The following is a 22318-nucleotide window of genomic DNA, read 5'->3' as shown; positions in this document are numbered from 1 at the left end:
GTATGGAGAGGTGATCGGAAGGTGCCACCGAGGGTATTCGGAGTGGTGATCTTTGGGTGGCCGGTACCCTTGGGGGATCCGGGCGTCGGCCCGGAAGTTTCACGTGAAACAGACCCAAGCTCATGTGAGACAGACCCCGATCCGCGAAGACTGGATGAACGACGATGCATCGGTACAGGTCCCACACCTGCGGCGAGCTCCGCGCCTCTGACGTCGGTAGCGACGTCCGGCTGAGCGGCTGGCTGCACAATCGCCGAGACCTGGGCGGCATCCTCTTCATCGATCTGCGCGATCACTACGGCATCACGCAGCTCGTCGCCCGCCCCGGCACGCCCGCCTACGAGGCTCTCGACAAGGTCACCAAGGAGTCGACGGTCCGCGTCGACGGCAAGGTCGTCTCGCGCGGAGCGGAGAATGTCAACCCGGATCTGCCCACCGGCGAGGTCGAGGTCGAGGTGAGCGAGGTCGAGCTGCTCGGCGCCGCCGCCCCGCTGCCGTTCACGATCAACGCCGAGGACGGCGTCAACGAGGAGCGGCGTCTGGAGTACCGCTTCCTCGACCTGCGCCGCGAGCGCATGCACCGCAACATCCTGCTGCGTACGGCCGTGATCTCCGCGATCCGTCACAAGATGACGGCGCTGGGCTTCAACGAGATGGCGACCCCGATCCTCAGTGCCACCTCCCCCGAGGGCGCGCGCGACTTCGTGGTCCCCTCCCGGCTGAACCCGGGCAAGTTCTACGCCCTGCCGCAGGCCCCGCAGCAGTTCAAGCAGCTACTGATGATCTCCGGCTTCGACCGCTACTTCCAGATCGCGCCCTGCTTCCGCGACGAGGACGCGCGCGCCGACCGTTCGCCGGGTGAGTTCTACCAGCTCGACGTGGAGATGTCCTTCGTCGAGCAGGAGGACGTCTTCCAGCCCATCGAGAAGCTGATGACGGAGCTGTTCGAGGAGTTCGGCGGTGGCCGTCACGTCACCTCCCCCTTCCCGCGCATCCCGTTCCGCGAGTCGATGCTGAAGTACGGCTCCGACAAGCCGGACCTGCGCGCCCAGCTGGAACTCGTCGACATCACCGACATCTTCGAGGGCTCGGAGTTCAAGGCCTTCGCCGGCAAGCACGTACGCGCCCTGCCGGTGCCGGACGTGTCCGGTCAGACGCGGAAGTTCTTCGACGGCCTCGGCGACTACGCGGTCGAGCAGGGCGCGAAGGGCCTGGCCTGGGTGCGGGTGGGTGAGGACGGCTCGCTGACGGGCCCGATCGCCAAGTTCCTCACCGAGGACAACGTCGCCGAGCTGACCAAGCGCCTCTCCCTGGCTCCCGGCCACGCGGTGTTCTTCGGCGCGGGCGAGTTCGACGAGGTCTCGAAGATCATGGGCGCGGTGCGGGTCGAGGCCGCGAAGCGCTCGGGCAACTTCGAGGAGAACGTCTTCCGGTTCTGCTGGATCGTCGACTTCCCGATGTACGAGAAGGACGAGGACACCGGGAAGATCGACTTCTCGCACAACCCGTTCTCGATGCCCCAGGGCGGCCTGGAGGCCCTGGAGACCCAGGACCCGCTGGACATCCTGGGCTGGCAGTACGACATCGTCTGCAACGGCGTCGAGCTGTCCTCCGGCGCGATCCGCAACCACGAGCCCGAGATCATGCTCAAGGCCTTCGAGATCGCGGGCTACGACCGTGACACCGTCGAGGAGCAGTTCGCCGGCATGCTGCGCGCCTTCCGCTTCGGCGCCCCGCCGCACGGCGGTATCGCCCCGGGCGTCGACCGCATCGTCATGCTCCTCGCGGACGAGCCGAACATCCGCGAGACGATCGCGTTCCCGCTCAACGGCAACGCGCAGGACCTGATGATGGGCGCGCCGACGGAGCTGGACGAGACCCGTCTGCGGGAGCTGCACCTCTCGGTGCGCAAGCCGCAGCCGAAGTAGGAAGTCGGCCTCAGGCAGGCCTCAGACAGGCCTCAGACAGGCCGAAGGGCTCGAAACCGGCGCCGGTTTCGAGCCCTTTCGCTTGCGCACCACGTTTCACAGCGCATTCCAATATTTTATCCAGGCTTCCCACCTCTACCGTGCCGGGTCATGACGGATTCTCAAGTACCCGAAAAAAGAGGGACGTTGGCCCGCCGGACGGTCCTGATGGCAAGTGGCGTGGCGGTGACCGCGATAGGGGTCGGCGGCGCGCTGTCGGTGAACGCGTCGGCGGAGGAGACCGCTCCGGAGGGGTCCGCTCCGGCGGAAACGTGCTACACGCTCACCTCGGAGCTGGTCGAGGGCCCGTACTACATCGACGCCGACAAGATCCGCCGGGACGTCACCGAGGACCAGGAGGGCATCCCGCTCACCCTCGAACTCAAGGTGATCGACGCGGACACCTGCAAGCCGCTCAGGAACGCGGCCGTGGACATCTGGCACTGCAGCGCGACGGGCGTCTACTCGGGCTACGAGTCGAGCGGCAACGGCGGTGGCGGCCCGGCCCCGACGGGCCCGCCGCCCTCCGGCACCCCGACCGGCGAGCCCCCGACCGGCGGCCCGGGCGGCGGCGGGGGCCACCAGGAGCCGACCGACGACGACCGCTACCTGCGTGGCACCTGGCGCACGGACCGGCACGGCCGCGTCACCTTCAAGACGATCTTCCCGGGCTGGTACCAGGGCCGCGCCGTCCACATCCACACGAAGGTGCACGTCGACGGCACCTGGACCGACGCGGGCTACGAGGGCGGGCACACCTGCCACACGGGCCAGTTCTTCTTCGACGAGAAATCGGTGCTGGCGTCGGCGGAGGTCGCCCCGTACTCCACCAACACCTCCACGCGCACCACGCTCACCGAAGACACGATCTACCCCCAGAACGGCCACACTGGCGGCCTCCTGTACCTCAGGTACGACAAGAGGCACATCGCGAAGGGAGTCCACGCCCACCTGACGATGGGCGTGGCCCCGGACGAGACGCACGACAGCTCGGACACGCAGCCGAGCGCGTCGGCGTCGCCCTCGGCGAGCTGACCCACCAGCTCGCTCGACCAGGGCCCGGAACTCCACTGGTTCCGGGCCCTCTGGGCTGTACGGGCGCCGGGGCCCGGCGTCCGGGGAGGTTCACCGTGGACGCACAGGCGGTTCGGCGGGGGTGCACAGTGGCGGGGCGTGTGATGTGGGGAGGCGGGTGAGGTCACCTCGCGCCGTACCGGGACATCGCAAGCGCCGGAGGAAGCCATGGGAGTCGTACTGGTCGCACTGTTGCTGATCGTCGGAGCGGTGGCCGCGGTCGCCTACCAGCGACGGTTGTCGCAGCCGTACGGCGCGGTGTCCGACCTGGACGCGGAGGCGGAGGCCCACCGCTGGGTGGAGCGGCTCGGCGGAAGCCTGTCGACGCTCGACGCGGGGGGCGAGGCGACGGCGGCGCAGGCGCTGACCGACGCCGCCGAGCGCCACCGGGCCGCGCAGGGTCAGTTGGCCACGGCTCGCTCCGGCGCGCAGTACGCGATGGCTTCACAGACGGCCCTGGAGGGCCTCCACTACGTCCGCGCCGCCCGTACGTCGCTGGGCCTCGACCCCGGCCCCGCCCTCCCCGACCTGGGCACGGGCTCGGTCACCGCCCGGGACGGCCACGTCACGATCGACGGCAGGACCTACGCGGCCTCGCCCCGCCCCGGTGACGCGACGCCGTACTACTACCCCGGCGGGGTCGTGGACGGCCGACGGATACCGGGCGGTTGGTACAGCTCCCCCTGGTGGAAGACGGCCCTCGTCGCCGGCGCGGCCGGAGCCGGCGGGGTGATCCTGGCCGACGCCCTCCTCGACGGCCTCCGCCACCCGCACGGGGGTGGCCCGACGGGCGGATCCGGGGGATTCGGCGGGTTGGGAGGCTTGGGGGACTTCGGGGGGCGCTCTTGATGGTCAGGCGGAGGTCTGGTTCTGGTTGCCTTCAGCCCGGCCGTCTTCGTTTTCGGCGAACAGGTCCTCGGCCGTGGTGGCGGTCAGGGACCGGTCGAACCAGAGCATGAGGGTGTCGAGGTCGGTGCATGAGGTGATGCGCTTTTGGATGTCCTCAGGGATACCGACAGCGTGCTTCTCCAGCACGCGCAGGATAAGGGTGGCACGGTCCTTGGCCTCGCCCTTGACTTCGCCCTTGGCCTCGCCTTCGGCCTTGCCTTCCAGGTACTTCTCCTCGATGAGGGTTCCCTGGCCCGGGTAGTAAGTGCCGACCGCCATTTGCAGCTCCCTCCACTTCGCCCTGGCTGGGGTGTTCGTCAGGGCGATTTCCATCGTTTCGAACCAGTACGCCAGAGTGTCCTTGTCGAACGACCGCCATCCGTCGGCCACGGTGTCCAGTATGGCGCCGCCTCTCCTGCTGTCGCTATGAACGATGGCCGAGAGCACCGCCAGCCCCGGCCGCCGGGCCGCGGTCGACGGGTCCGTGATTTCCGGAACGGTCCGGGGCCCGAGTACGAACGGGCGCGTGACCTGGGTCGTCCAAGGGCCCACGCCGCACTCGAAGGGGCCGACCGCCCAGTCTGCGGTGTGGCGGTCCCGGCAGACGACAACGAGCAGTACCGGGAGGTCGTACGTCGCGCGCAGATAGGCGACGTAATACGCCCAGTTCGTCGCCTTGTCCGGGGCCCGTTTGGTCTGGGCCTCGATGGCGAGCAGATAGTGCTCCCCCTCGGGCGGCTCGACCTTCAGCACGGTGTCCACCCGGCGTTCCAGCGGCCGGATCTCCGTCGCGTCGGGCGTGATTTCCCTGATGTCCGACTTCGTAGGCGGCGGGACACCGAGCGCCTCGTAGACGGGCGCGAGGGCCTCTGGGTGCTTGGCGAAGATCCGGTGCGAGACCTCGTGGGTTGATGTGACCATGTGGCGGAACCTAGAGGGATCTTGGGCCGGGTGTTTGGCCGATGTGAGGGGATCACTCTTTCGGGGGTCGACGAAACGTTCACGCCGCGGCGGTCAGTTCGCACCAGATGTACTTGCCGGTGCCGATGATGTTTCTGACGTCCCGTTGATGAACCCATCCCCAGGTGTTTGCACAGCTGTGGACGGGGGCTAGGCCGCGGCCCGTTTCGGCCTCCGGGGCGGGGTGCCCGGTCGGGTGGGGTGGGGTGGGGTGGGGTGGGGTGGGGTGGGGTGGGGTCCGCGTCCCAGACGCCGATGCGGAGGGTGCCGTTCTCCGCGCGGAGGCGTAGGGCGGCGGGGCCCTTCGTGTGCTGTACGGCGTTGGTGACCAGCTCCGTCGCCAGCAGTTCGGCGGCTTCCGTGAAGTGGGGGAGGCCGTGGGTGGCGAGGATCAGGCGGACGGTACGGCGACAGATCGGGACGGCTCGGGGGTCGTTGGGGATGTAGAGGGTGTATTCCGATGGGGTGGTGGCTGTTTGGGTGTCGGGCATCCGTGACTCCTGGGGTGGAGCGGGGGTTGGGGGCCGCTGCGGTGGTCGGGCGGTGGCATGTCGCGGCCGTCGTGGCATGACGGTGCGGTGCGCTTCCGGTGCCCCGGGGTTCCGCAGGGTGTGCGTCGCGTCACTGAGAGTAGATACTAAATTTAGTTCGCCGCACCCCGTTGTCGTACCCTGGTCACTCGATGTGGTGATCAGGGGAGGTATGGGTGCCACGTAAGCAACCAACGGTTCGCCAGGAGCGGTTGGGGCGTGAGCTGCGGAAACTGCGTGAGGCGGCGGGGCTGACGGCGCGCGAGGCAGCTCGGGTGCTGGGCACGATCTCGGTGACGATGAGCCAGATCGAATCAGGCGTCGCCGGGGTCAGCGAGGTTCGGCTCCGGAGGATCGCGGCTCAGTACGCCTGTGGGAACGCCGAGTTGGTCGACGCACTGGCGGAGATGGCAACGGATCGCACGCGGGGGTGGTGGGAGGAGTACCGGGACGTACTGCCGTCCGAGTTCCTGGACCTGGCGGAGCTGGAACACCACGCACGTTTCATTCAGGTCATTGCGACCGCTCATGTGCCAGGGCTGCTCCAGACCGAGGAATACGCGCGGGCGGTGTTCGGCTACTGGATTCCGCCACTTCCTGACAGTGAGCTGGAGCTGTGGGTCGCGTACCGCATGCGCCGCCAGCAGCTGCTGGCAAGAGAGGACGTTCCGTACGAGGCGGTCCTGCACGAGTCCGTACTGCGTACCCGAGTCGCCGACCGGGCGACGGCCCTGGCGCAACTTGGCGAGTTGCTGCGTCAGTCGGAGCGGCCGAACGTCGCCCTACGGGTGATCCCCTTCGAGGTCGATGGATTCGCCGGAGCCAGCTCGTCGTTGGTCTATGTCGGTGGTCGTGTGGCCGCCCTGGACACAGTGCAGAGAGATACGCCCTACGGCTCGGCGTTCGTGGACGCCTCTGCTCAACTCGGCGCCATGCGAACACTCTTCCGTAAGGTGGAGTCGGCGTCTCTCGACACCAAGCAGTCGCGGGACTTCATCCACCGTCTGTCGAAGGAGTTGTAGGCGTGATCCAGTGGCAGAAGTCGTCCTTCTCCGGTGGCGCGGCAGGTAACGAATGCGTCGAACTCGCCCACCGCGACGGCACGTTGCTGCTCCGTGAAAGCGACGAGCCTGACCGAATACTCCCCCTCTCTCCCGTCGGCCTCGTCGCGCTGCTTCGGCGGATCCGTGCGGAGCGTCCCTGAACCACCGCTATTGCGGTGTGAGGGATTTGAGCCAGTCCTCGACGGTGACGGCATCCGCCCATTGCGGGAACAGCTTCTCGGTGAGGAGTCGGTGTACCTCGGGGTCGGTGTCGAGGCAGGCGTCCGTCAGGACGGTGAGGCCGAAGTCCAGGTCGATGGCGTGGCACAGGGTGGACAGCACCACGCCGCTGGTGGCGATACCGGTGACAACGAGGCTGTCGATGTCACGAGCCCTGAGGACCAGGTCGAAGTCGCTGCCCGAGAAGGCGCTCCCTCGTCTCTTGGTGACCACGACGTCGCCCTGCCGGGGCGCGATGTCGTGATGGATCTCGGTGCCGGGGGCGCCCTCGGTGAACAGGCCGGCCCGCACGGCGTTCGTGATCACCCTGTTGCGGGGGCTGACTTCCGGGTCGTCCGGCCGTAACGCGATGACCACGTAGATCACGGGGATGCCCGCCGCGCGGGCACCGTCGATCGCCCTGCGCAGGCGCGGCAGATATCCGGAGCCGTCGTCGGCGATGGCCACGATGTCCCGTTGGACGTCCATCACGAGGAGTGCGCTGTTCGCCATGCTCGCGGTCCCTTCGGCACTGGGGAAACAAGGGCAAGTCTGGGGGATCGACCGAGCCACGGTGGAGGTTTCTCAGGACGGCGACCTTTTCGGTCGTCGCGGCCACTGATGAGTCAGAAGCACCGTTCAGCGGAGCTTCGCGCACCACGACACGTGCTCCACCACCACGTAAGGACTCATCCGTGGCATCTCCCTCGCACCGCAGGTCCCTCCGCAAGCGTCGCGCCGTCATCGTCTCCGCCGCCGCCGTCACGGCCGCGGGCCTCGGCGCCGTCATGTCCGGTGCCGTCCTGACCAAGTAGGTCCGGGATACGGCAAGGGCGCCCGGGGCAGCGAAGCCCCGGGCGCCCTATCCTCGGATGCGCTCGCGCGTCTCAGGTGTCGTACCGGCCGTTCCACGGCTCGGCGAACGCGAGGCGGTCCGGGTAGAGCTCGGCCCAGGTCTCCTCCTCGTCCTCCCTGATCACCAGGCCGAACAGCACGCCGTCGACGGTGCGTTGGAAGGGACGGATCGCGATGTTCGTATACGAGCGGCGCGGCAGGCTCCGCAGGAGTTTCGCCAGGTGAGCCCTGGCCCGGGAGAGGACCGAGTCCGGTCCGTCCGGCGCCAGTTGCTGTTCGGCCCAGGTGCCCGCGCACCAGATCTCCGAGTCGCGGTAGCGGCCCTGGGCGTCGAAGGTGTGCAGCACCGTGTAGAGACGTTTGTGCTGCTCCCAGCCGTCGTCGGGACGGTAACCCTCGGGGAAGGCATAGGTGATCGACGCCAGGAACTGGCCGTCCGCGTAGCGACCGATGCTCTCGGTGCGGGACTTCGGCTCGTAGGCGATCGGGATGACCGGAGGGACTGCCATGGCGAAACCATACGGGTGGTCAAGAGCATGTCACCAGCGGGGTCGGTTTCCGGCCGAAGGGTGAGACGGACGGCGGGAAAAGAGAGGGGCCCGGCACCGCTTCGGATCCTGTTGGCGAATCCATCCGGGGGTCTGGCAATTGGCCGTTGAGTCTCAGCGCCACGCCGTAATCCATGGCGTGGCGCTGAGACTCTCAGGACAGTTATGTCGTCCTACGCATTCGCCAACAGCATCCGCTTCGGTGCCGGGCCCCTCCCTGTGCCGTCACTACTCCGGCGCGCCGCCGAAGCGCTCCTTGTACGACTCCAGGTCCTCGTCCGTGATCTTGGCGAAGAGGACCGGGGGAACGGTGAAGGGGGTGCCCGCGGGGACGGCGGACAGGGACCTCGCCTCGTCCGCCGATACCCACACCGCCGTGTCGTCCGTCAGCGCGAACGCCGAGCGCATCGCGCGGGAGGACGCGGGGATGAAGGGCTCCGAGACCACCGAGTAGAGATGGATCAGGTTCATCGCCGTGCGCAGGGTCAGGGCCGCGCCGTCGGGGTCGGTTTTGATCTCCAGCCAGGGGGCCTTCTCCTCCAGGTAGGAGTTGCCCGCCGACCACAGGGTGCGCAGCGCCGCCGCGGCCTTGCGGAACTGGAGGGCCTCCATCTGGGTCTCGTACTCGGCCAGCAGGCCCGCGATCTCCTCGCCGAGCTTCGCCTCCGCCTCGCCCGCCACGGTGCCCGCCGGGACCTCCTCGCCGAAGCGCTTCTTGGAGAAGGACAGGACGCGGTTGACGAAGTTGCCGAGGGTGTCGGCCAGATCCTTGTTCACCGTGGCGGTGAAGTGCTCCCAGGTGAAGGACGAGTCGTCCGACTCGGGGGCGTTGGCGATCAGGAAGTAGCGCCAGTAGTCCGCGGGCAGGATGTCCAGCGCGTGGTCGGTGAAGACACCGCGCTTCTGGGACGTGGAGAACTTCCCGCCGTAGTACGTCAGCCAGTTGAAGGCCTTGACGTAGTCGACCTTCTTCCACGGCTCGCGCACGCCCAGCTCGGTGGCCGGGAACATGACGGTGTGGAAGGGGACGTTGTCCTTGGCCATGAACTCGGTGTAGCGGACGGGGTTCTCGCCGGAGTCCGCCTCGTACCACCAGGACTTCCAGTCGCGGTTCTCCGGGTCCTGGTCCGCCCACTCCTTCGTCGCGCCGATGTACTCGATCGGCGCGTCGAACCAGACGTAGAAGACCTTGCCGTCCGCCGCCAGCTCCGGCCAGGTGTCGGCCGGGACCGGGACGCCCCAGTCCAGGTCACGGGTGATCGCCCGGTCGTGCAGGCCCTCGGTCAGCCACTTGCGGGCGATGGAGGAGGCGAGCTGCGGCCACTCGTGCTCGTGGCGCGCCACCCACTCCGAGACCTCGCTCTGCAGCTTCGACTGGAGGAGGAAGAGGTGCTTCGTCTCGCGGACCTCCAGGTCCGTCGAGCCGGAGATCGCGCTGCGCGGGTTGATCAGGTCGGTCGGGTCCAGGACGCGGGTGCAGTTCTCGCACTGGTCGCCGCGGGCCTTGTCGTAGCCGCAGTGGGGGCAGGTGCCCTCCACGTAACGGTCCGGGAGGAAGCGGCCGTCCGCCGGGGAGTACACCTGGCGGATCGCGCGCTCCTCGATGAATCCGTTCTCGTTCAGACGGCGCGCGAAGTGCTGGGTGATCTCGCGGTTCTGCGGGCTGGAGCTGCGGCCGAAGTAGTCGAAGGCCAGCTCGAAGCCGTCGTACACCGCCTTCTGCGCGTCGTGCGCCTGTGCGCAGAACTCGTCGACCGGCAGGCCCTGCTCCTTCGCCGCCAGCTCGGCCGGGGTGCCGTGCTCGTCCGTCGCGCAGATGTAGAGGACGTCGTGGCCGCGCTGGCGGAGGTACCGGGAGTACACGTCCGCCGGGAGCATGGACCCCACCATGTTGCCCAGGTGCTTGATCCCGTTGATGTACGGAAGGGCGCTGGTGATGAGGTGTCGAGCCATCGCGGGCTGCTCCCAAGTCGCTACGTGGGGTGACGGGCGGCGGTTCAGGTCGTACCGCCTGTCGTCTTACGAACCTTGAAATCGTAGCCGACATGGGTGGGCCGCCCGCTTCCCCTTTTCAAGGGGTGGGAAACGGGCGGCCGCGTGTGGTTCCTGTTGGGCCTACGGAGTCTTACGGGTCTTACGGGCGCCAGTTCTCCAGTACGCCCTCGTAGACCTCCGCGTCGGTCAGCTCGCGCGGGGTCGGGCCCGCGTGGAAGAAGGCCGTGTTGTCGGTCTTCAGCTTGCGGAGGTAGTCGAAGGCCTTGTTGTCGTGCTCACCGAACGCGACGAACGAGAAGAACACCGTGGGGTGGTCCTTGGCCGCGTCCGTGAGGGACTGGGTGGCGGGGGTCTTGGCGTCCGGGGCGCCGTCCGTCTGGAAGATCACCAGGGCCGGGTCCGTGGTGCCGGACTTCTGGTGGTGCGTGACGACTTCCTCGACCGCGATGTGGTAGCTCGTACGGCCCATGCGGCCGAGGCCGGCGTGGAGGTCGTCGATCTTGTTCTCGTGCTCGGGGAGGGTGAGCTCGCCAGTGCCGTCCAGTTCGGTGGAGAAGAAGACGACCTGGACCTTGGCCTCGGGGTCGAGGTGGGCGGCGAGAGCGAGGGCCTGCTCGCCGAGGGCCTGGGCGGAGCCGTCCTTGTAGTACGGGCGCATGGACGCGGAGCGGTCGAGGACGAGGTAGACCTTGGCCCGGGTGCCGGTGAGGTCCCTCTTCGCGAGGGCCGTTCCTGCTTGTTCGTAGGCGGTGGCGAGGTCGGGGGCGTGGGTCTTGACCTGGGTGAGGGGGGTGGCGGGGGTGCCGGTCGTTCCGGCCTCGGCTTCGCCTTCGGCCGGGTCTTCTTCCCCACCCGCACCACCCGCACCACCCGTGACGCTTTCATCGTCGGCTGCGGGTGGCCCCGCCGGGGGCTGCTCGTCGTCGGCGGCCGCGGGCTCGTTCGCGGACTCGTCCGTCAGCTCGTCCACCGGCTCGTCCGCCGCGGCTGCGACCGGTTCCGCGACCTGTTCGGTGGGGGTGACCTCGGTGGTGACCTCGGTGGTGACCTCGGCCGCGACCGGGGCGGGGGTTTCCTCGACGGCTGGCTCCGGGGTCTCCTCGACGGCGGGCGCCAGAACCTCTTCGGCCACGGGCTCGGAGGCCTCTTCGGCGGCGGGTGCGGGGGCTTCTTCGGTGGCGGGTTCCGGCGTGGGCTCGGTGGCCTCCTCGGCGACCGGCTCCGGGGTCTCCTCGGCCACCGGGGCGGGAGCCTCCTCGGCCGTGGAATCCGGGGTCTCGGCGACCGGCTCGGATGCGACCACGGGCTCGGGCTCGGGTTCCGGCTCCGGCTCGGGCGCCTCCACCACTGCCTCGGGCTCGGGCTCGGGCTCGGCCTCGGGCTCGGCCTCGGTCACGTCTTCGACCTCGACCGGAACCTCGGGCTCGGCCTCGGGCGCGACCTCAGCCTCAACCTTGACCTCGGCCACCGGCTCAGGCTCGGTCACCGGCTCAGGCTCGGGCTCGGTCACCGGCTCGGGGTCCGGAGCCGGTGACGGAATCGAAGCGGAAAGGGAAGCGGAAGAGGAAGGAGAAGCGGTAGCCGGAGTCGGGTCCACCTCGGGCGCCTTCTCCTCCCGCTCTTCCCGCACCGGCTCCGCCTGCTTGGGGACCGTGACGTTGTCGAAGGCCGCCGACACCAGCTCGTCCACGACGGACGGCTTGGGCTCCGGCTTCGGCTCCGACGAAGGTGCGGGGATCTTCGGCTCGGCCTCCTGGGCGGGAGCCGGCGTGGGCTCCGGCTCGGTGGCCGGGGCCGGGACCGTGGGGGCCGTAGCCTCCGTCGGCGAGGTCTCCGCGTCGGCGTCACGCCCCTGGCGTGAGCGGCCGAACGCGTTCCGCAGGAGAGTGAGAATGCCCATGTGCGCAACCCTTCGCATGAGTTGAAGCCGTCAATCCCTGGCCAGGACGGACACGTAAGGTTAGCGGCCGTCTTAGGCGATCTTGGGCAGGGTCGGGTACCGGCAGGTAGTGGTGTCAAGAGCGTTATCAAGACCCGTGCGGGAGTGGGAGGTTCACGTTCTGTTCATCCGGCCGCAGGGTGCTTGCACCCGCATCCCCCTAGCGTCACGCTCACACCAAGGGTTCGTAAGGAGAGAGTAAAGTGCGCAGACTGCTGCCGTTGATCGGAACGCCCGGTTCGCATCCCGGTGGGCGATCCGCCCTGACCTGTCGGTTCCGCTGTGGTGACGCCTGCTTCCACGAGGTGCCCAACACCAGCGACAACGCGTACGTCGGTGATGTCATCGCCGGTGCGATCGGCCGCCGTTCGATGATGCGGGCCGCGGCCGTCGTCACGGTCGCCACGGCGACGGGTGCGGCGGTCGTCGGTACCGGCGTCCAGGCGGCCCAGGCGGCAGAAGGGGGTGTGGCGGCCCGTGCCGGACACACGGTCGGCAAGGCCGCGCGCGGGCTCCGGTTCACGCCCGTCGCCCCGAACACCGCCGACGCCGTCACCGTCCCCGGCGGATATGGCCAGAATGTCGTCATCCGTTGGGGTGAGCCCATCCTGCGCGGCGCCCCCGCCTTCGACCCGGAGCACCAGACCGCCAAGGCCCAGGCCGGCCAGTTCGGTTACAACAACGACTTCCTCGCTCTCCTCCCGCTGCCGGGTGAGCGCGGGCGGCAGCTGCTCGTGGCGAACCACGAGTACACCGACGAGGTGCTGATGTTCCGCGGGTACGACCCCGCGAACCCCACCCGTGAGCAGGTGGAGGTGGCGTGGGCCGCCCATGGTCTGTCCGCCGTCGTGGTCGAGGAGGACCGCGGGACCGGCAGGCTCACCGCCGTCACCCGGCACGCCCTCAACCGCCGCGTCACCGCCACCACCGAGTTCCGGCTCACCGGCCCCGCCGCCGGATCGGAACTGCTGAAGACCTCCGCGGATTCGACCGGGCGCAAGGTGCTCGGCACGCTCAACAACTGCTCCGGCGGCACACCCCCTGGGGCACCACGCTGCACGGCGAGGAGAACTTCAACCAGTACTTCGCCAACGGAAGCCGTGACACGGACAAGCGGTACGGGCTCGGTACGGGCGCCACCGAGCGCAAGTGGGAGCGGTTCGACAAGCGGTTCGACGTGGCGCAGGAGCCCAACGAGTCGCACCGCTTCGGGTACGTCGTCGAGTTCGACCCGTACGACCCGGCCTCCACGCCCCGCAAGCACACCGCGCTGGGCCGCTTCAAGCACGAGGCCGCGACCGTGCGGCTGACGGACGACGGGCGGCCCGTCGTCTACACCGGCGACGACGAGCGCTTCGACTACTTCTACAAGTTCGTCGGCAGCAAGCGGATGCGGCACGGTTCCTCGCGCTCCGTCCGGGAGCACAACCTCTCCCTCCTCGACGAGGGGACGCTCTACGTGGCCCGGCTGACCGGCGACTCCCCGGCGGCCGACATCGACGGGAGCGGGAAGCTTCCGGCGGACGGGGAGTTCGACGGCAGCGGTGAGTGGATTCCGCTGGCCACCGCGACCGCCCACGGCGGCGTCTCGCACGTGGACGGGATGACGGCCGAGGAGGTCCTCGTCTTCACGCGGCTCGCCGGTGACAAGGTCGGCGCCACCAAGATGGACCGGCCCGAGGACATCCAGCCCTCCCCGCACACCGGCAAGGTCTATGTCGTTCTGACCAACAACACCAACCGTGGCAAGGCCGGGTCCGCGGGCGCCGACGAGGCCAATCCGCGCAACGCGAACAAGCACGGACACATCCTGGAGCTCACCGAGCGGCGCGGCCGCGCCGAGGCGACCACCTTCGGCTGGTCGCTGTTCCTCGTCGCGGGCGACCCGGCCGACCCGGCCACGTACTTCGCGGGCTTCCCGAAGGACAAGGTCAGCCCGATCTCCTGCCCGGACAACGTGGCCTTCGACCCGCACGGCAACCTGTGGATCTCCACGGACGGCAACCAGCTCGGCTCGCACGACGGCCTGCTGGGCGTGGCGACGAAGGGCGAGCGGCGCGGTGAGCTGAAGCAGTTCCTGACCGTGCCGACCGGGGCGGAGACCTGCGGTCCGATCATCCAGGACCGGCGGGTGCTCGTCGCCGTCCAGCACCCGGGCGAGATCGACGGCGCGTCGGTGGAGAAACCCGCGAGCAACTGGCCCGACGGACCCGGGAAGATCGTGCGCCCGGCGGTCGTCTCGGTGTGGCGCACGGACGGCTGCGACATCGGGGTCTGAGGTTGCATGGGCTTGGGGCCTGTCCTGCGGCATGATCCGCCGGACAGGCCCTAAGGGAGGGCCGGGACGGGGTTGTCCACACCGCTGCGTTCCAGCCACTCCCGGTACGCGGGGGCCTGCTGTGCCGTCTCGCGGTACGCCTCCGCCAGGTCCGGATAGACGTCGTCCAGCTCGGCTTCGGTACGGGCCGATCCTCACCGAGTCCCTGCGCACGGCTTCCGCCACCGGTACGCCCGCTGCCCGCGAGGCCGCCGCCGCTCTCCTCGCCACCCCGGGCTGGCGCCCGGCCCCGTCCCGGCTGGCCTTCGCGGGCAACGCCCGCCAGGCCATCGCCGCCGCGTTCGCCTCCCTCGTCCGGCCGGGCGGCCGTGTCGGCGTCGAGGCGCTGACGTACCCGCTGGTCAAGGAGATCGCCACGCGGCTCGGCGTCACTCTGGTGCCGCTGGCCATGGACGACGAGGGGCTGCGGCCCGAGGCGGTCACCGCGGCCCACCGCTCGGCACCCCTGTCCGCGGTGTACGTCCAGCCCACCGTGCACAATCCGACGTCCGCGACGATGGGGGACGCGCGTCGACGGCGACTGGCCGACACCGCACGCGACCTGGACCTCCCGCTCGTCGAGGACCGCATCTGGTCCTTCCTGCACACCGGCCCCGACCCCCTCGCCGCCCACGCCCCCGAGCGCACCTACCTCGTCGACAGCCTCTCCAAGCGGGTCGCGCCCGGCCTCACCGTCGGCTTTCTCGTCGTGCCCGAGGGCCGGGTCGAGGACGTGGCGGCGGCGTTGCGCTCCGGTGCCTGGACGGCGGGACGGTTCGCGCTGGAGGCCGCGGTGCGCTGGCTGGGGGACGGCACGGTCGCCCGGCTGGTCACCGCCAAGCGGGCGGACGCGGCGCTGCGGCAGGGGCTGGTCGCCGAGCATCTCGCCGGGTTCCGTGTGCGGGCCGATCCGCGGGCGTACCACGTCTGGTGGGAGCTGCCCGCGCCATGGCGGGCGGACACGTTCACGGCGGCGGCAGCGGCGCGCGGGATCGCGGTGACCCCGGGCTCGGCCTTCGCCGCCGCCCCGGCCGCCTCGGCGGGCGCTTCGGACGCCGTCAGGCTCGGACTCGGGTCGGTGGCTCCGTCGGAGCTGGCCCGGGCGCTCGGGACGCTCGCCGACGTCGCGCGTACGCGGCCGTGAGCAGGGCGGTCCCCGCCACCGTGAGGCCGAGCGCGAGCAGCGCCCAGGAGACCAGGCGCAGGGTGTCGGTGAGGGCGTCGTAGACCGCGCCCACCGCCGTGGGGGACACGTCGGGCGGCAGGTCGGCGAGGGTGAGCCGGCGGCCGACGGCCACCGCGACGCCGAGCAGCGCGGCGCCCAGCGCCGTGCCGAGCCCGGTGGCCAGCACCGCCTGTCTGCGGCACACCGCGACGAGGATGCCCGTCACGGCGAGGACGGCCGCCGCGACGGGCAGCCAGAATCCGGCGACTTCAAGCACGTGGAACCCTTTCCGGAGCTTGGCCAGATTCTCCGAGGGCAACACCGTGATCTCGGTGTGCGCGACGGGGATGCGGGTCGCCAACGGCACGTGCGCGTCGGCGAGTTGACTCCTGACCTGTTCGACGACCGGCCCGAGGTCGATCGTCACGGCCTCCTCGCGGTCGCTGCGCAGCGACCGCATCACGGCCTCGTGCGCGGCCCGGTTCGCGGCCTGCCACGCCGTGTGGAACGCCGGTGACAGGGTGAACGAGCGCACCGCGTCCCGTACGAAGTGGTTCACCGGTGCCTGGAGCGGTGCCCGCACGTGGACTTCGCGCAGGATCCCGGTCGTGACGGCCGCGGCGATGGCCTCCCGTACGTCCGTGTCGGCGGCGAGCGGCTCCATCGCGGCCTCGTAGCGCTCGTCGTTGCCGATCCCGTACGCCGCCCACGTCGACAGCGCGCCGAGGGGCGCCAACAGACAGGCGAGGGCGATCAGGACGGCCGACAGGGTGCTGCGCACACGAGGGGACACCCCATCAGGCAAGGCCACGGGGGCGGCGGGCGCGAGCGGTGTGACTGCATATGGACGCAGACGACAAGCCGCTCCGGTGGAGAGCTCACCCGAACGGGTGTTACCTGGTTGTAGCGGCACTTCCCAGGGCTCCTGGGACCTGGTCCCAGGGGGTAGGTGAGTGAGGGAGGTGCACGAGGCCCCGGCAGGCTGCCGGGGCCTCGTGCACCATGGGCCGCCGCGTCAGCGACGCGCCGTTCCGTCAGTTCACCGGGTGGCCGGTCGCGTCCTCGTGCGTGTAGTAGTGGTAGAAACTCCCCGCGAGCACGAGCACCGAGACCCCCAGCGCCACGAACGTGGAGCGCAGCACGGACTCGCCGGTCAGGCTGAAGAGGAACCCGAACGCGATGCCCGCGAACGCGGTCCACACCAGCGCGTGCAGTTCACGCCTGAGCACCGGCGCCAGCATGCGGACGCCGATGTAGGCGGCCGCGAACACGATCGCGCACACGAATCCGAACAGGACGTTCCAGCCCGTGATCGGTCCGGCGTCGCGCAGGTTGGCCGCCGCCCAGTACCCGTAGAGCAGCCCGCCGAGGACGGGCACCGCCCACTTCGCGACGGCGTGGGTGCGCGCGTCGAAGACGTCGGGTGCGCGGTGCGTTCGCGCCGCCCATGTCGAACCCGCGATTCCGGCCGTTCCCGCTGTACGTCCTGTCACCGCTGTGTGTCGTGTCCCTGACGCCGATGAGGCAGCTGGCGCGTGAATCATGGGAGCACTCCTCTCTCCTGGCCCCGGGTTCCAGGTCACACCCCGCCCGGGTCGCTGGCAAGTCGGGATGCGGGGGCTTTGGCCACGTGTTTCGCTGAATTCCATGAAGGTCGTACTCTTCGGCGCCACGGGCATGATCGGCAGTCGTATCGCCACGGAGGCGTCGGCGCGCGGGCACCAGGTCCTGGCGGTGAGCAGGTCAGGGAAGTCCCCGGTCCCCGGGGTCACGGCGACCGCCGCGGACGCCTCGGACCCCGCGAAGGTGACCGAGCTGGTGGCGGGCGCGGACGTGGTGGCGTCGGCCTGTGTGCCGCCCAGAGACGGCACGGAACCCCGGGAACCGTTTCTGGCGCTGAACAGGGCGCTGGTGGAGGGCGTCCGGGCCGTCGGGGTGCGGCGGCTGGTGATCGTGGGCGGGGCGGGCAGTCTGGAGGTCGCCCCCGGACAGACGGTCCTGGACCAGCCCGGCTTCCCGGAGGCCGTGCTGGGGGAGGCGCTCGCCCACCGCGACGCCCTCGACTTCTACCGCACGCTCGACGACCTCGACTGGACCTATGTCTCGCCGGCCGCCGACATCGCCCCGGGCCCCCGCACCGGCCACTTCCGCCTCGGCGGCGACCGCCTGCTCACCGACGAGCACGGCAACAGCCGGATCAGCGCCGAGGACTACGCCATCGCCTTCGTCGACGAGCTGGAGACGCCCGCCCACCCGCGCGCCCGGATGTCGGTGGCGTACTGACAAGGAAGGGGCGGTACGGCGACGTGGGCGCCCTGCGACGCATCCGAGACCTGTCACCGCTGCTCGGCCCGCCGCCCCCGGAGGAGCGCGACGACTCCGTCCAGCGGCAGAAGGTGCTGCGGCTGCGCGGCCACAGCGTCGCCTGGGTGCCGCCGCTGCTCCTGCTCATCGGGATCGGGCTGGCCGACTGGAACACCTCTGACCAGTTCCGGATCATCTCCTGGATCATCCTCGTCCCCGGCATCGCGGCGGCGATCTGCGGGGTGTGGACCACGGCGGTCTTCGCCTGCCTGTCGGTCGTCACCTATGTCGAGGTGGACGCGTCCTGGCAGCACCAGTACCAGACCGGCCTTCCCGACTTCATCCTCGTCAGCGTGGGCGGCGCCCTCGCGGTCCTGGCCTGTGCGGTCCGGGTCCGCAGCGAGCGGCGCATGCTGCACATGATGGACGTCGCCGAGACGACCCGGCGCACCGTGCTGCGCCCGATGCCGCCGGGCTGGGGCGGCCTCGACCACGCGGCCGTGTACCTCGCCGCCGACAGCGAGGCTCGGGTCGGCGGGGACTTCTTCGACATCCAGCCGGGCCCCTGCGGCACCCGGCTGCTCCTGGGCGACGTGCAGGGCAAGGGGCTGGGCGCGGTGGAGGCGGCGGCCGCGCTGCTCAGCACGTTCCGCGAGGCGGCCTACCACGAACCCGTCCTGCGCACCGTCGCCGAACGCCTGGAGGTACGGATGCGTCGGCACATCGGCTACCGCAAGGCGGTCGGACACGACGACCACGACCGCTTCGCCACCGCCGTCCTGGTGGGCTTCCCCGACGACGGCCGGGACACCGTCGAGTTCGTCAACTTCGGTCACGAGCCGCCACTCGTGGTCGCGCCCGACGGCGTACGTGCCCTGCCGCCGGGCCACGGACTCCCGCTGGGCCTCTCCGAGCTGTCCTCCGACCAGCCGCTCGTCCTGACCGCCGTTCTGGTCCCCGGCGAGACCCTGCTCCTGGTCACGGACGGGGTGACCGAGGCCCGCGACGCCGACGGCGTGTTCTTCCCGCTCCTCGACCAGGTGACCCGCGCACGCACCGAGGATCCGCGCACCCTCGAGCCGCAGCACCTCGTCGAACTCGTCCGCGACGGCACACTGCGGCACTGCGGCGGGCACCTGGCCGACGACACCACGATCTTCGCGGTACGACGATGCGAGGGCGCGAACCCGGTGGCCTCGCCGAACGTGGCCCCGGAGGGCGAGGACAGGGGAACAACCCAGCCATAGGCGGGCGTTTGCCCGACTGGCGTCCCCTCTTTGCAGGCGCAGCGGTTACGGTGCTGGCGTACGTGATCGATGGGGAGGGAGAGAACCATGCCCGGAACCGTGCTGCTCCTCGCGGCCTCACCGGTGGGCAAAGGGCGTCTGGTGGACGCGGCGTCCGTGCTCCCCGTGCTCGCGGCGGTGTCCCCCGCGGTGCTGTCCGGCACGGAGACCGCGAACGTGGTGGAACTGGCCGACCCCTTGGAGCCGCAGGCCGTGCTGACCCGGCTGCGCGCGGCCAGCGCGACCCCCGGCCCGCTGACGATGTTCGTGACGGGCCAACTCCAACTGGACCGCCGTCAGCGCCTGCCGCACCTCGCGCTGGCCCGCACCACCCCGTCGACCGTCCGCTACACGGCCTTCCCCTGGCACTGGATCAAGGAGGAGCTCCGGCTGCGCGCGCCGGGCACCACCGACCTCCTGGTCGACCTGCACGCGGACGCGGAGACCTGGGAGCACCTCGCGACGAGCCCCCTCACCGCGGGCACGGGGGTCGGCCTGTACGGCCGCGTCGCCCCGCCGCCGCCCCGGCGCTCGGTGGCGTCACCGGCGTACATGAAGGCGCTCGCCACGATCCTGCGCAGCGGCCGGCGGCCCGAACTCACGCTGCTGCACCAGCAGTCGCTGGCCCGGGTGGAGGCCGAGAGCGGGTCGCCGGGGATCGTGCTGGCGGCGCCCGCGCGGCTACCCGTGGTCCCGGACCCGCATGCCGCGATCACCGCCGCCGCGCAGGCGGGCCGGCACGACGAGGCCGCGGCGCTCGCGGCGCGCTGGGAACAGGAGGCGGTCCGCGCCTGGGGCGTCGCCTCCGAACAGGCCCTGCACTGGGCGGAGGTCCGCGCGGACCTGGCGATGCTCGCGGGCGATCCGGTCGGCAGCTGCCGCACCTGGCTGGCGATCGCCGGGCACCGGCTGGACGGGGGCCAGCCCGCCGACGCCCCGGCCGTGGAGTCGGCCGTGGACCGGGCCCACCACCAGTGGGGTCAGATAGCCGACTTCGCGCGGGCGATCGAACTCGGCGCCATGCTCACCGAGTTGAGGATGCGCGTGCCGGGGCGCCGACGGGGCGCGCTGGACCACGTCCAGCGGCACCTCAGCAGACTCCAGGCGCGGGTGTGAGGCAGGTCGACAACAACTGTCCGAGACATGCGGAAGCCCGCCTTCCCCGGGGAAGGCGGGCTTCCGGGTCACGGCGCCGGCGCATCAGCCGATGAGTCGGCCGATGGATCAGCCGGTGAAGATGAAGTACTTCCAGTCGCCGTGCGTCGTCGAGTTCACGTTGTCGCCCGACGTGCCGTTGTAGTACGAGGAACGCACGCGCATCCGGTAGCCCGTCTCGTGGGTGCCGCCGAGCTGCACCTTGGACACGCCCGTGGAGCTCAGCTTGAAGTACTGGGTGCCCGCGTCGTACCAGGTGCCCTGGTAGTAGAGCTCCATCTCCAGCCGCTGCTGACGGTGCGGGTACGCCGTCATCGTCGTGGTGAACAGCGGGTCCTTGGACTTGTGGAAGTAGTAGTACGTGTGGCCGTACACCGACTTCGTCTTGTACTGGCCGCTGATCGCCGTGGACACCTTCACCTTGGCGCCGACGGTGCTGCTCACGGACTTCGACGTGTAGCGCGAGTCGCCCGCGAACTTCGCGGTGACCTTCGCGTCGCGCTTGAGGTCGAGCGTCACGGTGAGATTGCCCGAGGAGTTCACCTTGCCGGACTTCACCAGCTTGTTGGGCTTGTCGGAGCCGAACGGGTCGGCCCAGATCTCGACCGTGCGGTTCTTGTACGTCGACCCCAGATGCGCCGTGAACTTCACGTCGGTGCCGTACGCGTACACCTTGCGATTGTTGTTGAGGGTCAGCGTCGGGGTGGCGCGCGAGACCTCCACCGTGTCCGAGGCGGACGCCGGGGTGTGCGTGGCGTCACCCGCGTACTTCACCGTGTACTTCACCTTGCCGCCGGCCGGCGGGGTGTCCTTGAAGGAGAACTTGTCACCGGCGCCGAGGGTCTTGGTGCCCAGCGACTTCCCGTTCGGCGACTCCATGTCGGTGCGGGTGACGGTGAGCGGGGTCCCGGCGGGCAGCGCCAGACCGGAGGTGAGCTTGCCGCTGACGGCGAGGGACTTGGCCCGGGTGGCGGTGGCGGGTGCGTCGACCGTCAGGGTGGCGGCGTATTTGCGGGGCTCGTCGACGGCGTGGAACTCGGTGGAGTCGTTGGACCCGGTCAGCACGAACAGCTTCCCGCCGTCGGCCGACCAGTTCATCGAGTGCCCGAACCACGGCATCCAGCTGGACGACAGGTTGCGGACGCTGGCGGGCTTGTCGGAGCCGCCGCTGAAGACATACGTGTCGCCGAGGTTGTCGGTGTCGAGGACGGTCGCCGCGACCGTGCCGTCCGGAGCGACGCTGACCGTCTCCGGTTCGTCGCGCACGGGGTAGGTGCGCACCTGCTCCAGGTCGGAGAGCCGGTACTCGGTGAGTGCCCGGTTCCCAGGCCCGGCCACGACGACGTTCTGGCCGTCCGGGGTGAGGGCCGCGTCGCGGTAGAAGCCGCCCTTCTCAGCGGAGACGCGGATCACCGGGGTACCGGAGGAGATGTCGTAGACGACGATCGGGGCGGAGCTGATGTGCGCGTCGAGCGCGAGCAGCGTGCCCGGGTTGTCGGGTTCGGCGTAGAGCTCGGGCGGGCTGGAGAAGTCGTGGCCGGCCGCCAGGTCGAGGGTGACCGTGGGCGTCTCGGCGGTCAGGTCGACCTCACCGAGCCCGGACTCCCACTGGTCGCCGTAGCCGAACCACAGCTTGCCGTCGGCGTAGGCGAGCCGGGAGGGGATGGTCTTCTCGCCGGTGGGGTACTCGGCGGTCTGGGTGAGTGTTGCCGTGTCGAAGGCGACGATCTTGTCGGCCCCCTGGACCGCCGCGTACAGCGTGCCGGAGTCCGGGCTCAGTTCGAGGTCCCGGACCTGGGGCAGCCCGGTGAGCGAGGTGACGACCTTGCCGGTGTTGTCGGTGACGACGATCCGGTTCTGGTACCGGTCGCTGAAGTAGAGCCGCTGGTGGACGCCGTCGACGACCGTGTCGTCCGCGTCCGAGACCGCGATGGGCCTGGTGGTGTCGGCGGACGCCGCCGGCGCGGCGACGAGCACCGCGGAACTGAAGAGGACCGCCAGCGCTGTGGCGGCGGGAAGAGTGCGCATACGCACGCTGATTCGAACCCCCCGGAACGAAAAAGAAAGTGAGTG

17 protein-coding genes and 2 pseudogenes are annotated in these 22318 nt (G+C 70.0%); 10 read left to right on the top strand and 9 right to left on the bottom strand.

Annotated features, from left to right (window positions below; all coding sequences use genetic code 11):
- Positions 1-164 precede the first annotated feature (164 nt).
- From aspS to OG819_RS12635, 3 genes are all read left to right on the top strand, one after another.
- The gene (gene aspS, locus OG819_RS12645; RefSeq protein WP_266626598.1) at positions 165-1928 is read left to right on the top strand and encodes an aspartate--tRNA ligase; all 1764 of its coding nucleotides are present in this window, start codon (positions 165-167) and stop codon (positions 1926-1928) included.
- A 207-nt stretch (positions 1929-2135) separates the two neighbouring features.
- Positions 2136-3002 (top strand): intradiol ring-cleavage dioxygenase, encoded by an 867-nt coding sequence (locus OG819_RS12640; RefSeq protein ID WP_266649455.1) that lies wholly within the window; start codon positions 2136-2138, stop codon positions 3000-3002.
- 207 nt (positions 3003-3209) lie between these two features.
- Positions 3210-3890: a hypothetical protein gene (locus OG819_RS12635; RefSeq protein ID WP_266649453.1), complete on the top strand. Its 681-nt coding sequence runs from the start codon at positions 3210-3212 to the stop codon at positions 3888-3890.
- Between the two features lie 3 nt (positions 3891-3893).
- Here the strand turns inward: OG819_RS12635 and OG819_RS12630 are convergent, their stop codons facing one another.
- Positions 3894-4850 (bottom strand): hypothetical protein, encoded by a 957-nt coding sequence (locus tag OG819_RS12630; protein ID WP_266649451.1) that lies wholly within the window; start codon positions 4848-4850, stop codon positions 3894-3896.
- Between the two features lie 79 nt (positions 4851-4929).
- Positions 4930-5380: pseudogene (locus OG819_RS12625) on the bottom strand (ATP-binding protein).
- A gap of 215 nt (positions 5381-5595) precedes the next feature.
- On the opposite strand from OG819_RS12625, the gene OG819_RS12620 reads away from it, so the two are divergent.
- Both OG819_RS12620 and OG819_RS12615 read left to right on the top strand, forming a co-directional pair.
- Positions 5596-6441 carry a helix-turn-helix transcriptional regulator gene (locus OG819_RS12620; protein ID WP_266649449.1) on the top strand — a complete coding sequence of 282 codons (846 nt, stop codon included), beginning with the start codon at positions 5596-5598 and terminating at the stop codon, positions 6439-6441.
- A 2-nt stretch (positions 6442-6443) separates the two neighbouring features.
- Positions 6444-6623 (top strand): DUF397 domain-containing protein, encoded by a 180-nt coding sequence (locus OG819_RS12615; RefSeq protein ID WP_266626608.1) that lies wholly within the window; start codon positions 6444-6446, stop codon positions 6621-6623.
- Positions 6624-6630: 7 nt separating this feature from the next.
- On the opposite strand, the gene OG819_RS12610 is transcribed toward OG819_RS12615, so the two are convergent.
- The 4 genes from OG819_RS12610 to OG819_RS12595 form a co-directional block, all read right to left on the bottom strand.
- A complete protein-coding gene (locus OG819_RS12610; protein WP_266626610.1) occupies positions 6631-7194 on the bottom strand; it encodes a cysteine hydrolase family protein in 564 nt (187 codons plus the stop codon).
- A gap of 374 nt (positions 7195-7568) precedes the next feature.
- Positions 7569-8045 carry a hypothetical protein gene (locus tag OG819_RS12605; protein ID WP_266626612.1) on the bottom strand — a complete coding sequence of 159 codons (477 nt, stop codon included), beginning with the start codon at positions 8043-8045 and terminating at the stop codon, positions 7569-7571.
- 267 nt (positions 8046-8312) lie between these two features.
- On the bottom strand, positions 8313-10037 hold the full coding sequence (metG, locus tag OG819_RS12600; RefSeq protein ID WP_266649447.1) for a methionine--tRNA ligase: 1725 nt from the start codon (positions 10035-10037) through the stop codon (positions 8313-8315).
- Between the two features lie 181 nt (positions 10038-10218).
- Positions 10219-11979: a VWA domain-containing protein gene (locus OG819_RS12595; RefSeq protein ID WP_266649445.1), complete on the bottom strand. Its 1761-nt coding sequence runs from the start codon at positions 11977-11979 to the stop codon at positions 10219-10221.
- A gap of 242 nt (positions 11980-12221) precedes the next feature.
- Between OG819_RS12595 and OG819_RS12590 the strand changes: the two are divergent.
- Positions 12222-14296 (top strand): annotated as a pseudogene (locus OG819_RS12590) (PhoX family phosphatase).
- A 121-nt stretch (positions 14297-14417) separates the two neighbouring features.
- Positions 14418-15479 carry a PLP-dependent aminotransferase family protein gene (locus OG819_RS12585; RefSeq protein ID WP_266649443.1) on the top strand — a complete coding sequence of 354 codons (1062 nt, stop codon included), beginning with the start codon at positions 14418-14420 and terminating at the stop codon, positions 15477-15479.
- On the opposite strand, the gene OG819_RS12580 is transcribed toward OG819_RS12585, so the two are convergent.
- Together OG819_RS12580 and OG819_RS12575 are read right to left on the bottom strand one after the other, a co-directional pair.
- Positions 15394-16293 (bottom strand): hypothetical protein, encoded by a 900-nt coding sequence (locus OG819_RS12580; RefSeq protein WP_266649442.1) that lies wholly within the window; start codon positions 16291-16293, stop codon positions 15394-15396. The genes OG819_RS12585 and OG819_RS12580 overlap by 86 nt on opposite strands.
- A gap of 241 nt (positions 16294-16534) precedes the next feature.
- Positions 16535-16993, bottom strand: a complete 459-nt coding sequence (locus OG819_RS12575) for a hypothetical protein (protein ID WP_266649440.1) — start codon at positions 16991-16993, stop codon at positions 16535-16537.
- A 154-nt stretch (positions 16994-17147) separates the two neighbouring features.
- On the opposite strand from OG819_RS12575, the gene OG819_RS12570 reads away from it, so the two are divergent.
- The 3 genes from OG819_RS12570 to OG819_RS12560 all read left to right on the top strand — a co-directional run bounded on the left by OG819_RS12570 (position 17148) and on the right by OG819_RS12560 (position 20206).
- Positions 17148-17783, top strand: a complete 636-nt coding sequence (locus OG819_RS12570) for an NAD(P)-dependent oxidoreductase (RefSeq protein ID WP_266626637.1) — start codon at positions 17148-17150, stop codon at positions 17781-17783.
- A 32-nt stretch (positions 17784-17815) separates the two neighbouring features.
- Positions 17816-19051 carry a PP2C family protein-serine/threonine phosphatase gene (locus OG819_RS12565; RefSeq protein WP_266634513.1) on the top strand — a complete coding sequence of 412 codons (1236 nt, stop codon included), beginning with the start codon at positions 17816-17818 and terminating at the stop codon, positions 19049-19051.
- 87 nt (positions 19052-19138) lie between these two features.
- Positions 19139-20206, top strand: coding sequence for a hypothetical protein (locus OG819_RS12560; RefSeq protein ID WP_266649438.1), 1068 nt, complete (start codon positions 19139-19141; stop codon positions 20204-20206).
- A gap of 108 nt (positions 20207-20314) precedes the next feature.
- On the opposite strand, the gene OG819_RS12555 is transcribed toward OG819_RS12560, so the two are convergent.
- Positions 20315-22279, bottom strand: coding sequence for an Ig-like domain repeat protein (locus OG819_RS12555; RefSeq protein WP_266649436.1), 1965 nt, complete (start codon positions 22277-22279; stop codon positions 20315-20317).
- Positions 22280-22318 lie beyond the last annotated feature (39 nt).

Source organism: Streptomyces sp. NBC_01549 (assembly GCF_026339955.1).
Taxonomy (GTDB): domain Bacteria; phylum Actinomycetota; class Actinomycetes; order Streptomycetales; family Streptomycetaceae; genus Streptomyces.
The sequence above is the reverse complement of the archived record's forward strand: the minus strand, read 5'-3'. Positions and strand labels throughout refer to the sequence as shown.

What these genes read in the sequence shown, in the direction of transcription:
- aspS (WP_266626598.1), top strand. Translation starts at nt 165, where the DNA reads ATGCATCGGTACAGGTCCCACACCTGCGGCGAGCTCCGCGCCTCTGAC.
- OG819_RS12640 (WP_266649455.1), top strand. Translation starts at nt 2,136, where the DNA reads ATGGCAAGTGGCGTGGCGGTGACCGCGATAGGGGTCGGCGGCGCGCTG.
- OG819_RS12635 (WP_266649453.1), top strand. Translation starts at nt 3,210, where the DNA reads ATGGGAGTCGTACTGGTCGCACTGTTGCTGATCGTCGGAGCGGTGGCC.
- OG819_RS12630 (WP_266649451.1), bottom strand. Translation starts at nt 4,850, where the DNA reads ATGGTCACATCAACCCACGAGGTCTCGCACCGGATCTTCGCCAAGCAC.
- OG819_RS12610 (WP_266626610.1), bottom strand. Translation starts at nt 7,194, where the DNA reads ATGGCGAACAGCGCACTCCTCGTGATGGACGTCCAACGGGACATCGTG.
- OG819_RS12605 (WP_266626612.1), bottom strand. Translation starts at nt 8,045, where the DNA reads ATGGCAGTCCCTCCGGTCATCCCGATCGCCTACGAGCCGAAGTCCCGC.
- metG (WP_266649447.1), bottom strand. Translation starts at nt 10,037, where the DNA reads ATGGCTCGACACCTCATCACCAGCGCCCTTCCGTACATCAACGGGATC.
- OG819_RS12595 (WP_266649445.1), bottom strand. Translation starts at nt 11,979, where the DNA reads ATGGGCATTCTCACTCTCCTGCGGAACGCGTTCGGCCGCTCACGCCAG.
- OG819_RS12570 (WP_266626637.1), top strand. Translation starts at nt 17,148, where the DNA reads ATGAAGGTCGTACTCTTCGGCGCCACGGGCATGATCGGCAGTCGTATC.
- OG819_RS12560 (WP_266649438.1), top strand. Translation starts at nt 19,139, where the DNA reads ATGCCCGGAACCGTGCTGCTCCTCGCGGCCTCACCGGTGGGCAAAGGG.